Here is a 14041-nt window from a genome sequence, read left to right on the forward strand (position 1 = left end):
CGGCTCGGACAGCGGATACCGGCCCCGCCACCGCCTCGCCGGTGGCGGGGCCGATGCCGCGCGGGCGGAGCGACACACCCCCAAAGGACACCATGACGACCCCCGACGCCGCCGGTGCGCTGTACGCCCCTGTGGGCATGGCGCTCCTGCGTGCCCCGGTGCTCCCCGTCGATGACCCCGCGCTCCGGGCCGGGCTCACGGACGATGCACCGGGCCCGGCGCCCGCCTCCGGCGCCACCGCTGACGGGATCACCGAGGAGATCGCCGACGAGACCGCCCATGCGCCCGGTGCTCCTGGAGAGGCCGGCCGGCTGCGGCAGGCGATCCTTCACCTGGCCGCCGACCCCCTGGTCGCCGAGGCTCTGGCCCTGTCGAGCCCTTCCTTGGCCGACCGTGTGGACGGTCTGCTGGAGGGCCGGCCCGCCACACTGCCCCAACTGCGCCGTTGCTTCCGGGCGGTGCTGCGCTACCGGATCCGGATGGGAGGCCGCTCGACCCCGTTCGGGCTGATGGCAGGGGTGACGCACGTGCGGTTCACCGACACCCTCTCCGTGCGGTTCGCCGGCGCGCACCGCAAAGCCGTACAGCCCGACGCGGCCTGGCTGGCGGAGGTGACCTCGCGGTGGGAGCGCCGGCCCGCGATCCTGGCGCACCTGCGGCTGTCGGCCAACGGCCTGTGCGTGCGGCGCGGCGAGCGTCTGGTGCTGCCGCACGTCACCGCTGCCGACAGCGGCCGGGCGGATGGACGGCCCGCCGACGAGGTGGACGAGGTGTCCGTGCGGTGCACCGAAGCGGTCCGCGCGGCGCTGGTCTGCGCACGCACGCCCGTCACCCACGCGGAGCTGGCGGCCCGGATGCGTGACAGCCTGCCCGAGCCACCGGCCGGGGCGGTCGAGGGAGTCATCGCCGAGCTGGTCGCCCATTCCTTCCTGCTCACCGACCTGCCGCCCGCCCCGGACGCACCGGATCCGCTGCGCCACCTGACCGATCGGCTCGCCGCCGTTCCCGCCGCCGCCGACGAGGCGGCGCTGCTGCGCGAGGTGACCGCCGATCTGGCCGGCTACAGCGCCCGGCCTCCGGGTCAGGGGCTGCACGGGCTTCGCCGGGCCGTGCGCCGGATGCGCGCCCTGCAACCCTGCGAGCGCCCGGTCACGGCGGACCTGGCACTGGACGCGGACATCGAGCTGCCCCACGCGGTGGGCCGGGAGGCCGCCCGCGCCGCCGAACTGCTGTGGCGAACCGGTCCGCCCGCGCAGTGGCGGCGCCCGCTGGGCGCGTACCACAAGGCGTTTCTGCACCGGTACGGAACCGAGCGGGCGGTCCCCCTGGACGAACTCCTCGACCCGGTGGACGGTTTGGGGCACCCCGGACCGTTCGTGCCGAGCACCGGCGGGGACGGGCGGCGGGACAGCGTCCTGCTCGCCCTCGCCGAGGAGGCGGTCCTCGCGGGCCGCCGCGAGATCGAGCTCACCGACAAGGACATCGCCGCGCTGGAGGACGACGCCGGGGTGCCGCCGCCGTCGGCCGAGGCGGTCTTCCACCTCCTGGCTCCCTCACCGGACGCCGTGAAGCGCGGCGATTTCACCCTGGTCATGTCGCCGCTGACCGGGTCCTGGCCCGCCGGCGCGCTGTGGGGCCGCTTCGCGCCCCTGCTCCCCGAGGCGGCGCAGGACCTCCGGAATCTGGCGGCCGCCGCCCTCACCGGCAGCCCGGTCGGCACCGCGGACGCTCCCGTCCCCGTGCAGCTCGTCTTCCGCCCCCGTGACGCCCGCTGCGGCAACGTCATCAGAACACCCCGCTGGGCCGGTCACACCCTCGCCCCCGGCACCTTCGGCGAACGGTCGGCCCCCGGCTCCCTGGGCATGGAGGATCTCGCGGTCGTCGCCACCCCGGACCGTCTGCGCCTGGTCTCGCCGCTCCACGGCGGACGTGAGGTGGCGGCCGGCACCTTCCACATGCTGAACACCGGCACGCACGCCCCTCCGCACGTACGGCTGCTGCAACTCCTGACCGCGGACGGGGTACGCCCGTTGTACGGCTGGGACTGGGGGGCGGCACGGGACTGGCCGTACCTGCCGGGCGTCCGCAACGGACCATCCGTACTGAGCCGTGCCCGCTGGCTCGTCAGGGACCAGGACGTCCTCGACCAGGCCGCGGAGACCCGGCACTGGCTGCCCGCCCTGCGCGCCTGGCAGCGGCGGTGGCGGGTGCCCGACCGCATCGAGGTGGGCACGTTCGACCAGCGCCTCCCCCTCGACCTGACCCGCCCCGCCGACCTCTCGCTGCTGCGCCGGGAACTGAGTCACCGGCCCGACGCGGAGATCCACGCGTCCGTCGACCCGGACGGCTCGGGCAGCGGCTGGCTGACCGGTCCCACCGGTGGCCACCACACCGCGGAGATCTCCGTGCCGCTGCTCCGTCGCACCGCCCCTGCCGACGCGTCCGGCCCGCCTCGGCGGCACGACACTCCGTCGAGCCGCCGTCCGCCCCGGCATCTCCCGGGTGGCGATTGGGTCTTCGCCAAGCTGTACGGCCCCACCTGGGCCCAGAACACCGTGCTGGTCCGCCACCTGCCCGAGCTGTTGGACGGCCTGCCGGACGAGGCCGACCGATGGTTCTTCGTCCGCTACGCCGACCCCGACCCGCACCTGCGGCTGCGCCTGCACGGAGAGCCCCGGGCGCTGACCGCCCGGGTGCTCCCGCGCCTGCACGACCTCACCGAGGACCTGCGGGCGCAGGGGCTGGCCGGGCGGCTGGTCCTGGACACGTACGAGCCCGAGACGGCGCGGTACGGCGGCACGGCCGAGGCCATGGCCGCCGCCGAGCGCGTCTTCCACGCCGACAGCGCGGCCGCCCTGGAGCACCTCCGCCTCCTCGACGCCTCACCTCCCCCGGTGGACCCGCTGCTGCTCGCCGCCGCCGGGCAGGCCCACCTGGCCTTCCACTTCCCCGCGCCGGACGGCACCTCGGCGGAGCCGGACCGCGCGCGGCCGCTGCTCTCGATCGCACCGCGAGGGGAGCACCACGACACCTTCCGCGCACGCCGCCGGGAGGCCCTGCGCATCGTCGATCCGTTCGACGGCTTCGCCACCCTGCGGGCCCTGCCCGCCACGGCGCCCCTGATGAAGGCGTGGACCGGCACAGCCGAGTCCCTGTCCTCCTACGGACACCACCTGACCGGCACCGACGCGCAGAGGGTTCCGCTCCTGGCGTCACTGCTCCACATGCACCACAACCGCATCAGCGCCAACCCCTCCCGATCCGCCGAGAGCGCGGTGTACGCCACCGCCCGCGGCGCCGTCGAGGCGCACCTGACCCGCCGCGCGGCGACGGCCGGAGGGGTCTAAGGGCCGTCCCCCGGGAGCCCGTCGAAGGCGGTACGGAGGCGGCGGACGCCCTCCGCGATCTCGGCCTCTCCGGAAACCGCGGCGAAGCTCAGGCGGACGTGGCCTGCCGGGGGCTCGGCGCAGAAGTAGGGGCGTCCGGGGGCGATGGCGACCGAGGCGCGCAGGGCGGCCGCGACGACGGCCGGCTCGTCGGTGGCCGTTCCCGCGCCGCTGCCCGGGAGCCGGAGCCAGAGGCTGCCGCCGCCCGCCGGCAGGTGCGGCAGCGCGAGTTCCGGCAGCTCGCCGGCGAGGGCGGCCGCCATGGCCGTACGGCGGTGCCTCAGCTCGGTGGCGACGGCGGCGAGGTGACGGCCCCAGGACGGGGAGCCGACGAGTTCCAGCGCGGCCTCCTGGAGCGGCCGGGGGACGAAGAAGCTGTCGACGACCTGGATGGCCCGCAGGCGCTCCAGCACCGGCCCGCGGGCGGCCAGGGCGCCGACCCGCAGACTGGGCGAGGTGACCTTGGTCAGCGAGCAGACGTGGACGACGACGCCGTCGGGATCGTCGGCGGCCAGCGGCGCCGGCAGCGGTCCGGCGTCGTCGTGGACGAGCCGGCGGGCGAAGTCGTCCTCGACCACGAACGCCCCGGCCGCGCGGGCGATGGCCAGGATCTCGGGTCGGCGGGCGGGCGCGAGGGTGGCCCCCGTGGGGTTCTGGAAGAGCGGCTGGGTGACGAAGACCCGGGCGCCGGTGGCCCGGAACGCGTCGGCGAGCAGCTCGGGGCGCACCCCGTCGGCGTCCATCGGCACGGGGACGGGGCGCAGCCCGGTGGCGCGGGCGGCGGCGAGCATCCCGGGGTAGGTGGGCGACTCCACGAGGACCGGTGCCCCGGGCGGGGCGAGCGCGCGCAGCGCCGTGGCCAGGGCGCTCTGGCCACCCGCGGTGATCAGGACGTCGGTGCCGGAGACGGCGGGGCCGATCTCGCGGGCGAACCAGGAACGCAGTTCGGGCAGTCCGTCCGTCGGAGGGCGGCCCCAGGCGCCGGGCCTGCGGCCCGCACGGGCCAGGGCCGCGGAGAGCGCCCGCTCGGGCTGGAGGGAGGCGTGGAGATAGCCGCCGTTGAACTCGATGACGCCGGGCGGCGGTGCGGCGAGGGTGACGAGCACCCCGGAGGCGTCCACGGTGCGCGGCACCACTTCGGGTCCTCCGTCGCCGCTCAGCGACACCTCCTGCCAGGACGTGTCGCCCGGCGCGGGCGGTGCGACGCGGGGGTGCGCGCGGAAGGCGCCGGAGCCGGGCCGGGTGACGACGAGCCCCTCGGCGGAGAGCTGGGCGATGGCGCGGGAGACGGTGACGGGGCTGACCCGGAACCGTTCGACGAGCGCACGACTGGACGGCAGCTTTCCACCGGGTGAGTAGCGGTTGAGCTCGGCCCGCAGGGAAGTGACCAGGTCGGCAACGCTGCTACGCTCTTGCATGAGAGCAGACAATAGCGCTATCCCACCCTCATCGATAGCAGTTGCCCCGCCGGCCGACCCCTCACGGACCGCCCCGGCCCTGATCGCCTCGACAGCGACGTCGACAGCGGCTGGGACGGGGACCAGGGCTGGAGCTGCGGACGGGCCGGGAAGCGGGCATGCGCCGGGGCCCTCGGCCGGGCGGAGCGGCACCGTGCTCGCCGGGCTCGGCGTGGTGGCGTTCTCGCTGACCTTTCCGGCCACGGCCTGGGGCCTGGAGAGCTTCGGCCCCTGGTCCCTGGTCGCGCTGCGCAGCGTGCTCGCCGCCCTGATCGCGGGCAGCGTGCTGCTGGCCGCCCGCGTCCCGCTGCCCGAACGCCGGCACTGGGCCGGGCTCGCGGTCGTCGGGGGCGGGGTGGTGGTGGGATTCCCGCTGCTGACGACGCTGGCCCTGCAGACCTCCACCACCTCGCACGCGGCCGTGGTCGTGGGCCTGCTGCCGCTGACGACGGCGGTGCTGGGGTCCCTGCGCACCGGCGAGCGGCCGTCGCGCACGTTCTGGGCCGCGGCCCTCGCCGGGGCGGCCGTGGTGATCGCCTTCACCGTGCAGCAGAGCGGCGGCGCTCTCGCCTCCGGCGACCTGTACCTGTTCGGCGCGCTGCTCGTGTGCGCGGCCGGATACACCGAGGGCGGCCGGCTGGCCCGGTCGATGCCGGGATGGCACGTGATCGGCTGGGCCCTGGTCCTGTGCCTGCCGCTCGCGGTGGCGGGCAGCCTGGTGGCCCTGCCGCTCGAACCCGTGCGCCTGAACGCCCACGGCGTCCTCGGACTGGTCTGGGTCGCCGCCGGATCGACCTTCCTCGGGCTGTACGTCTGGTACCGGGGCATGGCGGCGATCGGTGTCGCCCGGGCCAGTCAGCTCCAGCTCGCACAGCCGCTGCTGACGCTCGTGTGGTCCTTCCTCCTGCTCGGCGAGGAGATGTCCGCCGCGGCCCCGGTCGCGGCCGTGGCCGTGCTCGTCTGCATCGCCGCCACCCAGCGCGCCGGCCGCGGCGCAGCGGGGGAATCCCGGCGCGTACGGTCATAGACTTGTCGATACGGACACCGTCTCCCCCTGTGAGGAGGTCGCTCCCGATGGAGGCGCACACGGGCGACCGGCTGCTGATGCACGGCAGGACCGTGGGACAGCACGACCGGGTCGCCGAGATCATCGAGGTGCTCGGCGACGGGGGCGCTCCCCCGTACCGGCTCCGCTTCGAGGACGGCCACGAACACCTGATGTCACCGGGCCCCGACAGCGTCGTCCAGCATGCGGAGACGCCGAGGGACGAGCAGCCGCTGTGGCCGAGGGACGGGCGGCAGCGTTAGGGGGCCGGACCCCGGCCCCGAACCCGCCCGCGCCCCTCGGTCCCGCGCCGCCCGGCCACCGCGCGCCCCGCCGGCGTTCCGGCCCGGCGCCCGGACTACGTCGCCCGAGGGCGGCGGTGCGGATATGCCCGGCCCCGGTCCGGATAGAGCCGGACCCGGTCGGTGTAGTGGTCGGCCACCACACGCCGCATCGCGCCGATCCGGTCCGTCATCACGCTCTTCCCGGAGAAGTAGACGTGCCCGCCCACCTCCGCGTGGTCCCGGGCGAGGGTGAGGTGACGGGAGAGCTCCGCCGGGTCCTGCCAGGCGTCGGCCTGGGCCGGATCACCGGCCTTGTACAGCGCCTCGCCCACATACAGCTCGACGCCCGTGCCCCGGACGGTCCCGCTCCACCAGGCGAGGACCTTCGCGTAGTCGGCGGCGGTCTGGCCGATGTGCCAGTAGATCTGCGGGCAGATGTAGTCGATCCACCCCTCCTTGACCCACTTGCGGGTGTCGGCGTAGAGGTCGTCGTAGGTCTGCACGCCCGCCCGGGTGTCCGACCCCAGCGGATCGGTCGCCTTGTTGCGCCACACCGCGAACGGGCTGATACCGAAACGGACGTGCGGCTTGATCGCCCGGATCCGCTCCCCCGTCTCGCGCACGAGCCGGTCGATGTTGTCGCGCCGCCAGGCCGCCCGGCCGGCGAAGCCGCCGCCGTACCGCTCGAACTCGGCGTCGTCGTCGAAGGCCTGCCCGGCCACCGGGTACGGGTAGAAGTAGTCGTCCCAGTGCACCGCGTCGATGTCGTAGCGCCGCACGGCGTCCAGCATCGCGTCCTGGACGAAGCGGCGGACCTCCGGCAGCCCGGGGTTGTAGTAGAGCTTCCCGCCGTACGGCACGACCCAGCCCGGGTTCAGCCGGGCCGGATGGGAGGCGACGAGGCGGGCGGGGTCGGTGTGGTTCGCCACCCGGTAGGGGTTGAACCAGGCGTGCAGCTCCAGGCTCCGGTCGTGTGCCGCGCGCACCGCCGTGCCGAGCGGGTCCCAGCCCGGGTCCTTCCCCTGGGTCCCGGTGAGGCAGGCGGCCCACGGCTCGTGCGGCGAGGGCCACAGGGCGTCGGCGGTCGGCCGGACCTGGAGCACTACCGTGTTGAGCCGCAGCTCGACCGCCCGGTCCAGATACGCGAACAGTTCGGCCTCCTGCTTCGCCGCGGTGAGCCCCGGCTTCGAGGGCCAGTCGATGTTGGCGACGGTGGCGATCCACATGCCCCGCACCTCCCCCGCCGCCTCCGGCAGCCCGCCGCCCTTCCGCCTCCCCGCCGGGGAGGCGACCGCGTCACCGGCGGGCGTCATCGCCGCCAGCAGTCCGGCCGCGCCCAGCACGAACGCCCTTCTCGCCACACCTGTGCGCCGCATCCGGCCCACCTCTCTCCGCCACGTCCCGCTCCGACTCCGATGGCTCTACGTAATCGCATCCTTCCCATCCGTGGCCGTCACGACCCGCGGGACGTCCCCGTCGGCATGCGGAGTAACGTCGTGGGGTCGAGGCGGGCACCGGAACCACACGGGACCCTGCGATACGGAGAACGGCGAAAGGCACGAGGTGACGGACTCTATGGCCGACATTGCACGCGTCGGAGTGGTGGGCTGTGGCCAGATGGGCGCAGGTATCGCGGAGGTGTGCGCGCGCAGCGGCCTCGAAGTGAAGGTCGCCGAGACCACGGGCGAAGCACTGGAGATCGGACGCACCCGTCTGTACAACTCCCTCTCGAAGGCCGCCGAGCGCGGCAAGATCAGCGCGGAGGAGCGGGACGAGACCCTCGGCCGCCTGAGCTTCACGACCGACCTCGGGGAGTTCGCCGACCGCGATCTCGTCATCGAGGCCGTCGTGGAGAACGAGCAGGTCAAGACCGAGATCTTCCAGGTGCTCGATCAGGTGGTGACCCGGCAGGACGCGATTCTGGCCTCCAACACCTCCTCGATCCCGCTGGTGAAGCTGGCCGTCGCCACCTCGCGCCCGGACCGGGTCATCGGCATCCACTTCTTCAACCCGGCCCCGGTGCAGAAGCTCGTCGAGCTGATCCCGGCGCTGACCACGTCGGACGAGACGATCGCCCGTGCCGAGGCCGTCGTGCAGGACGTGCTCGGCAAGCACCCGATCCGCGCCCAGGACCGGTCCGGGTTCGTCGTGAACGCGCTGCTGATCCCGTATCTGCTCTCCGCGATCCGGATGTTCGAGTCGGGCATCGCCAGCCGCGAGGACATCGACAACGGCATGGAGATGGGCTGCGCCCACCCGATGGGTCCGCTCAAGCTGGCCGACCTGATCGGCCTGGACACCGTGGCCTCGGTCGCGGACTCGATGTACGCGGAGTACAAGGAGCCGCTGTACGCCGCTCCCCCGCTGCTCCAGCGCATGGTCGCCGCGGGCCGTCTCGGCCGCAAGACCGGGTCGGGCTTCTACCCGTACGGCTGACCGTCCTGCCGGCGGGCCCCGAGCCGGAACGCCGGAAACCGGACATGCGGCGCCACGGAATGTCGTGGCGCCGCTTGTCGTCGGGGGGTCCGGTCAGAACTGGATGCCGTCGAGCTTGACGTCATGGAGGGTCAGCCAGGCGTTGAGCCGTACCGGGACCTCGCTGTACACGGACCGCTGCATCATCGAGAACGGGGTGGAGATCGGCGAGGAGAGGTGGGAACCCACCGCGTCCAGGTCGAGCAGGGGCAGGACCGGCGACCGCTTGTCGGCGACGATCCCGGTCAGCTCCCGGTTGATCGCCTGGTCGTAGCCGAGGTCCTGGGTCGACGGGTACGGAGCCTTGCGCCGTTGCAGGATCGACTCCGGCAGCAGGTCCTTGGTCGCGTGGCGCAGCAGGCTCTTCTCCCGTCCGTCGAACGTCTTCATCGCCCAGGGCGTGTTGTAGACGTACTCGACCAGCCGGTGATCGCAGAACGGGACGCGGACCTCCAGACCCGTCGCCATGCTCATACGGTCCTTGCGGTCCAGCAGCATCCGCAGGAAGCGCGTGATGTTGAGGTAACTGGCCAGCCGCATCCGGCGCTCGGTCTCGCTGTCCCCGGGAAGGTGGACGACCTCGGCCGCCGCGGCACTGTACTGATCGGCGACGTACTCCGCCAGGTTGAGCTGCTTGGCCAGCCCCGGGGCGAGGAAGGCCGTCGCCTGTTCGCTCACCGGTACCTCGTTGATCGCGTGCCAGGGGTAGGTCTGCGCCTGCGAGGCGACGGCGTCGTGGAACCAGAGGTAGCCGCCGAAGACCTCGTCGGCCGACTCACCGGACAGCGCCACCGTCGAGTCCTCGCGGACCGCCTTGAACAGGAGGTACAGGGAGGGGTCGTGGTCCCCGATGCCGTAGGGCAGGTCCCAGGCGCGCAGCACGGCGTCGCGTACACCCGGGTCGGTGAGGTGCCGGGTGTCCAGGAGTATCTCCTGGTGCTCGGTGCCGAGGTGGCGGACCATTTCGGCGGCGAACGGGGCGTCCGGCGCCTCCCGGAACTTCTCTGGCTTGAAGCTGTCGGTCAGGCCGGCGAAGTCGACGGAGAAGGTGCGGACCTTGCCGCCGCCCGTCGAGTCGAGCGAGCGCTGGGCGAGGGCGGTGAGGGCGCTGGAGTCGAGGCCGCCCGAGAGCAGCGAGCACAGCGGCACGTCCGAGATCATCTGGTGGGTGACCGCGTCCTCGAGAATCTCCCGCACGGTCGCGACGGTGGTGTCGAGGTCGTCGGTGTGCGGGCGGGTCTCCAGCGACCAGTACGTCTCCTCGCGCAGACCGCCGCGTCCGACCCGGACGATATGGCCGGGCCGTACCTCGTAGAGGTTCTTCAGCGGTGTCCTGCCCGGCACCCGGGCGAGAGCCAGCGCGTCGCGGAGCCCGTCCAGGTCGAGTGCGGCGGTGCTGAGCGGGTTGGCCAGGATGGCCTTGGGTTCCGAACCGAAGAGCACTCCGCCGTCGATGGGGTAGTAGAAGAGAGGCTTGACGCCGAGCCGGTCCCTGACGAGAAGGAGTTCGTCGGTCCGTGAGTCCCAGATCGCGAAGCCGAACATTCCGTTGAAACGATGGACGAAGTCCGTGCCCCACTCCAGGTAGGAGCGCAACACCACCTCGGTGTCACTCCTGGTCAGGAACCGGTGCCCGAGCAGGACCAGTTCCTCCCGGATCTCCTTGAAGTTGTAGACCTCACCGCTGTAGCTGAGGACCACGAGGGGATCGCCGTCAGGGCCCGTCTCGGGCGAACGCATGGGCTGGCTGCCGCCCTCGATATCGATCACCGCCAGTCGGCGGTGACCGAGCATCGCGTGCCGGGCGGTCCAGATGCCCTCGTCGTCCGGCCCTCGGCAGGCCATGGTGGCGGTCATGGCCTGCGCGGCGGCACCTTCTCCCGTCAGGTCACGGCCGAAGTCCACCCATCCAGCGATCCCACACATGGACATGCCTTTCATCGGAGGATTCATGGCATTGCGGTTTGTGGCTCAGTTCTTGTGGCTCAGTTGGTGCTGATCTCCGCCGGAGCCGCCGGCTGCCGCTTGGTCAGCCGGTGCCCCAACTCGGACAGTGCGAGGGCCAGTACGGCCACGCCCGCACCGATGAAACTGATCTTGTCGGCCCCGATGGCGCCGATGCCCACCGCGCCGATGACTCCGGAGAAGGCGATGGCCAGGTAGAGGAAGGCCGCGTTGAGCGAGATCAGCAAGGGAGCCGAATCCGGCTTCAGGCCGATCAGACGGGACTGCTGGGGCGCGGTGATGGCCCACGCCGCGATGCCGTAGACGACCATGATCACCATCGCCGTGGTGAACGAGTCGGTGGCCAGGGGGAGCACCACGAGGCTGACCGCGAGCAGCGCGATGGCGCCGCCCACCACCAGCCGGGCACCGACCCGGTCGGCCAGCGCCCCGGCGCAGTAGTTGCCCACGGTCCCGGTCACGCCGAAGGCGAACATGAGAACGGCCAGGCGGGTGCCGCTCCCGTCGGTGGCGCCGTGGAACACCTCGGCCATGTACGTGTAGACGATGTAGGCGGCGGTGAAGGAGATCAGGGTCGTCGCGAGGACCGCGACCACCCGGCGGTCACCGAGCGGAGCGAGGCGCTGGCGGAGCCCGCCGGGCGCCGAGACCGTGACCCGGGGCACCAGGGCCAGGACGCCCACGAGGCTGAGGCCGGTGAGTACCGTGATGAACCACATGGTCGACCGCCAGCCCAGGGCGCTGCCGACCACGGTACCGATCGGGGCCCCCAGCGCGGTGGCCGCGGTCAGCCCCGTGGTGACGGTGGCGATGGCCCGGCCCCGGCGTTCGGGGCCGACGAGGGCGGCGGCCGTGACCGTGGCCGCCGGAATGTAGAGCGCCGCGCCGGCCGCGGCGACCGCCTGCGCCACGAGGACGAGAGCGAACGTCGGGGCCAGGCCCGTACAGACGATGCCCAGCAGATAGAGCGCGAAGGCGAGCTTGATCACCCCGTGGCGCGGCCAGGCGGCGGTCAGGGTGCTCAAGGTGGGCGACATCAGCGCGCAGGTCAGCGCGAACACCGTCACCACCTGACCGGCCGTGGTGACCGGGACATCGAGCGACTGACTGAACTCGGGCAGCACGCCGGCCAGCACGAACTCGTCCGTGCCGATCGCGAAGGTGCCGAATCCGAGCATGACGACACCTCGCCAGGCCTTCTTGGGCGACACCGCGTCACCGGAAGCGGCCTGGTCGGGCGCGTCGGCTGGTAGCGCCTGGTCGGAGGCGGACGGACGAGCCATGAACTCTCCCCATGTTGGTACCGATCGGTTCCGTATTGGATGGTACCGATCATTATCGTTTGACGTCAAGATCAGCTACCCTGGAGAAATGCCGACCCGTGCGCGTGAACGGTTGATGCAAGCCGCCGAGGACCTCTTCTACGCCGAAGGAATCCAATCCGTCGGCGTGGAACGGCTGCTGGCCGTCTCCGGGGTGGGGCGGGCCTCGTTCTACCGGCACTTCGCCAGCAAGGACTCCCTGGTGATCGCGGTGCTCCAACACCGCGACGAGCACTGGCGGGCATGGCTGGAGAGCACCGTGACCGCCCACGGTGGCGGACCACTGGCCGTGTTCGACGCCCTGGCCGAGGGCGCGGACAACCCCGGATTCCGCGGCTGCGCCTTCATCAACGCCGTGGCCGAGACGGCTTCCCCCCGTAGCGACGTCCACCGGCTCGCCACGGAGCACAAGAGCCGGGTCACCGACTTCCTCGACCGTCTGATCGAGGAGGCCGGCCATCCACGGCACCAGGAACTCGCCGAACAGTTCGCGCTGCTCATGGACGGTGCGATTGTCACTGCGATGCGTGAACAGACCGGCGAACCGGCCCGACGGGCCCGGAAGATAGCGGAGATACTGCTCGCCTGACGCGTGGTCGACCCGGTGTGCCGCCACCGTGAGCGGTAGCGGCCTCCCGGGCCCACACCGACACTAAGGAAGACGCCGCGGGGGGCGCAACGCCCGGAACCGGCCTGGCCGTAGGCGGCCAGACGGGCCACACCGAGCACCGCGCGGCGCCACATCGCCCCCACCGCTCCCCCGCACGGCGCAAGCCGGCCGGCGGGGGTTTCCCGGTCCTCCTCAGCGGCGCGCGGCGGCCTCGGCCAGCAGGGTCGCGTTCTCCGCCTCCAGCTCGGCGATGCGGGCGCGGATGGGCTGGAGCGCCTCCGCCAGCTCGGCCTCGGAGAACCGGGGCGTGATGTGCTGCGAGCAGTTCCAGTTGATGCCCTCGACACGGATCGTCATCAGCCGTTCGACCCGCCCGTCGGTCCGCGGGTGGTCGAGGCGCTCGGCCAGTTCCGGGTGGTCCGCGAGCTCCTTCGTCTCCGCGTGCCCGAAGATCTTCAGGCGGGCCTGTCGCGCGTAGTCCATGAAGAACAGCGCCACCCGCCCCCCGGCCCGGACGTTACCGGTGGTGATGTACTGCCGGTTGCCCCGGACGTCCGCGTACGCCAGGGTCCGCTCGTCCAGCACATGGAGGAAGCCGGGAGGGCCTCCCCTGTACTGCACGTACGGCCACCCGGTCTCGCTCACGCTGGCCAGGTAGAAACCGTCCCTGGACTCGATGAACCCCGCCTCGTGCTCCCCCATGAGGTCAGGCGAGTCCCCCTGGGCGAGCTGGCGGATGCCGGACAGCGCGCTGCCCTGCTCCCGCTGTACCTCTTGCACACTCTCGGTGTATGCCACCTGCGCGTAACGGCTCATTCAACGCCCTTCTTCGTAGCGTCTCGACATGGGTACGGCGGTCAGCGCCGACGTGAACCACTGGTGGCGGGCACCGGCGGGACAGGCCTTCCTCGGCCCGCCCGCCCCGGACAGCGGGAGACGACGAGGGGGCGGCGCGGCGGCACGGCAGAGGGGACGATCCGACCGCCCCAGCGCTCAGCCCTCACGTACCGTCACTTATGGCCCTCTTTGTAACGTGTCACGTCACTGCTACGATGCCCATCGAGGATAATGGTACTCATCGGTTCCGAAAGGTATCCCGAAAATGGCAGAGACGCCTGAGTCCTTCACCGATACGCGTCGGCGCGGACATGCGTACTGTCCGGCCCCTCCTCGGTACTGTCCGGCCCGGAGCCTCCGCGGCCCGTGTCGGCCCGCCGGACGGCCGCAGCGGGCTCGCGCTTCGCGCCCGTCGCCGCGACGGACCGGGTGAGGGGCGCTCGCGCAGCCGAAACGCGGTCGCCACGCACCTTCCCCGGCGCGCCTCCGCCTGACCGGAGGTACGGATCCCGGACACGGCGAGGATTACGCAAGGCGACCTTCCGTACCGGATAGCCGGATGGCGGAGCGCCGCATTTCCAGCCTCAGCAGTGCACCGACGGGAATGTGCCAGGTCTGCCCACGCGCATCGTTTTCGCCACTTCCTTTCGACCGCGCGGC

At 72.4% G+C, this 14041-nt stretch carries 10 protein-coding genes; 5 read left to right on the forward strand and 5 right to left on the reverse strand.

All coding sequences use genetic code 11. The annotated features are described in order from the left end of the window. Positions 1-92: 92 nt before the first annotated feature. Complete coding sequence (locus OG245_RS06035; protein WP_371622507.1) at positions 93-3347, forward strand: lantibiotic dehydratase; 3255 nt, start codon at positions 93-95, stop codon at positions 3345-3347. Here the strand turns inward: OG245_RS06035 and OG245_RS06040 are convergent. Further along, a complete protein-coding gene (locus OG245_RS06040) occupies positions 3344-4804 on the reverse strand; it encodes a PLP-dependent aminotransferase family protein (protein WP_371622508.1) in 1461 nt (486 codons plus the stop codon). The two genes, OG245_RS06035 and OG245_RS06040, sit on opposite strands and share 4 nt — an antisense overlap. On the opposite strand from OG245_RS06040, the gene OG245_RS06045 reads away from it, so the two are divergent. Then, positions 4803-5870: a DMT family transporter gene (locus OG245_RS06045; RefSeq protein WP_371622509.1), complete on the forward strand. Its 1068-nt coding sequence runs from the start codon at positions 4803-4805 to the stop codon at positions 5868-5870. The genes OG245_RS06040 and OG245_RS06045 overlap by 2 nt on opposite strands. Before the next feature lie 47 nt (positions 5871-5917). Continuing rightward, positions 5918-6151: a DUF1918 domain-containing protein gene (locus OG245_RS06050; RefSeq protein WP_371622510.1), complete on the forward strand. Its 234-nt coding sequence runs from the start codon at positions 5918-5920 to the stop codon at positions 6149-6151. A 95-nt stretch (positions 6152-6246) separates the two neighbouring features. Here OG245_RS06050 and OG245_RS06055 read toward each other — a convergent pair whose 3' ends face one another. Beyond that, the gene (locus tag OG245_RS06055; protein ID WP_371627817.1) at positions 6247-7515 is read right to left on the reverse strand and encodes a glycoside hydrolase family 10 protein; all 1269 of its coding nucleotides are present in this window, start codon (positions 7513-7515) and stop codon (positions 6247-6249) included. A 232-nt stretch (positions 7516-7747) separates the two neighbouring features. On the opposite strand from OG245_RS06055, the gene OG245_RS06060 reads away from it, so the two are divergent. Further along, a complete protein-coding gene (locus tag OG245_RS06060) occupies positions 7748-8608 on the forward strand; it encodes a 3-hydroxybutyryl-CoA dehydrogenase (RefSeq protein WP_371622511.1) in 861 nt (286 codons plus the stop codon). Between the two features lie 93 nt (positions 8609-8701). On the opposite strand, the gene asnB is transcribed toward OG245_RS06060, so the two are convergent. Together asnB and OG245_RS06070 are read right to left on the reverse strand one after the other, a co-directional pair. Next, the gene (gene asnB, locus OG245_RS06065) at positions 8702-10573 is read right to left on the reverse strand and encodes an asparagine synthase (glutamine-hydrolyzing) (RefSeq protein ID WP_371627818.1); all 1872 of its coding nucleotides are present in this window, start codon (positions 10571-10573) and stop codon (positions 8702-8704) included. A 59-nt stretch (positions 10574-10632) separates the two neighbouring features. Then, positions 10633-11895 (reverse strand): MFS transporter, encoded by a 1263-nt coding sequence (locus OG245_RS06070; RefSeq protein ID WP_371622512.1) that lies wholly within the window; start codon positions 11893-11895, stop codon positions 10633-10635. 88 nt (positions 11896-11983) lie between these two features. On the opposite strand from OG245_RS06070, the gene OG245_RS06075 reads away from it, so the two are divergent. Continuing rightward, positions 11984-12523 carry a TetR/AcrR family transcriptional regulator gene (locus OG245_RS06075; protein ID WP_371622513.1) on the forward strand — a complete coding sequence of 180 codons (540 nt, stop codon included), beginning with the start codon at positions 11984-11986 and terminating at the stop codon, positions 12521-12523. 213 nt (positions 12524-12736) lie between these two features. Here the strand turns inward: OG245_RS06075 and OG245_RS06080 are convergent, their stop codons facing one another. After that, the gene (locus tag OG245_RS06080; protein ID WP_371622514.1) at positions 12737-13324 is read right to left on the reverse strand and encodes a pyridoxamine 5'-phosphate oxidase family protein; all 588 of its coding nucleotides are present in this window, start codon (positions 13322-13324) and stop codon (positions 12737-12739) included. Positions 13325-14041: the final 717 nt, after the last annotated feature.

The sequence above is a fragment of the Streptomyces sp. NBC_01116 genome (assembly GCF_041435495.1).
Classification (GTDB): domain Bacteria; phylum Actinomycetota; class Actinomycetes; order Streptomycetales; family Streptomycetaceae; genus Streptomyces.

Excerpts from the sequence above, each read along its gene's own strand:
- OG245_RS06045 (WP_371622509.1), top strand. The coding sequence starts at position 4,803 with ATGAGAGCAGACAATAGCGCTATCCCACCCTCATCGATAGCAGTTGCC.
- OG245_RS06050 (WP_371622510.1), top strand. The coding sequence starts at position 5,918 with ATGGAGGCGCACACGGGCGACCGGCTGCTGATGCACGGCAGGACCGTG.
- OG245_RS06060 (WP_371622511.1), top strand. The coding sequence starts at position 7,748 with ATGGCCGACATTGCACGCGTCGGAGTGGTGGGCTGTGGCCAGATGGGC.
- OG245_RS06035 (WP_371622507.1), top strand. The coding sequence starts at position 93 with ATGACGACCCCCGACGCCGCCGGTGCGCTGTACGCCCCTGTGGGCATG.
- OG245_RS06070 (WP_371622512.1), bottom strand. The coding sequence starts at position 11,895 with ATGGCTCGTCCGTCCGCCTCCGACCAGGCGCTACCAGCCGACGCGCCC.
- asnB (WP_371627818.1), bottom strand. The coding sequence starts at position 10,573 with ATGTGTGGGATCGCTGGATGGGTGGACTTCGGCCGTGACCTGACGGGA.
- OG245_RS06040 (WP_371622508.1), bottom strand. The coding sequence starts at position 4,804 with ATGCAAGAGCGTAGCAGCGTTGCCGACCTGGTCACTTCCCTGCGGGCC.
- OG245_RS06075 (WP_371622513.1), top strand. The coding sequence starts at position 11,984 with ATGCCGACCCGTGCGCGTGAACGGTTGATGCAAGCCGCCGAGGACCTC.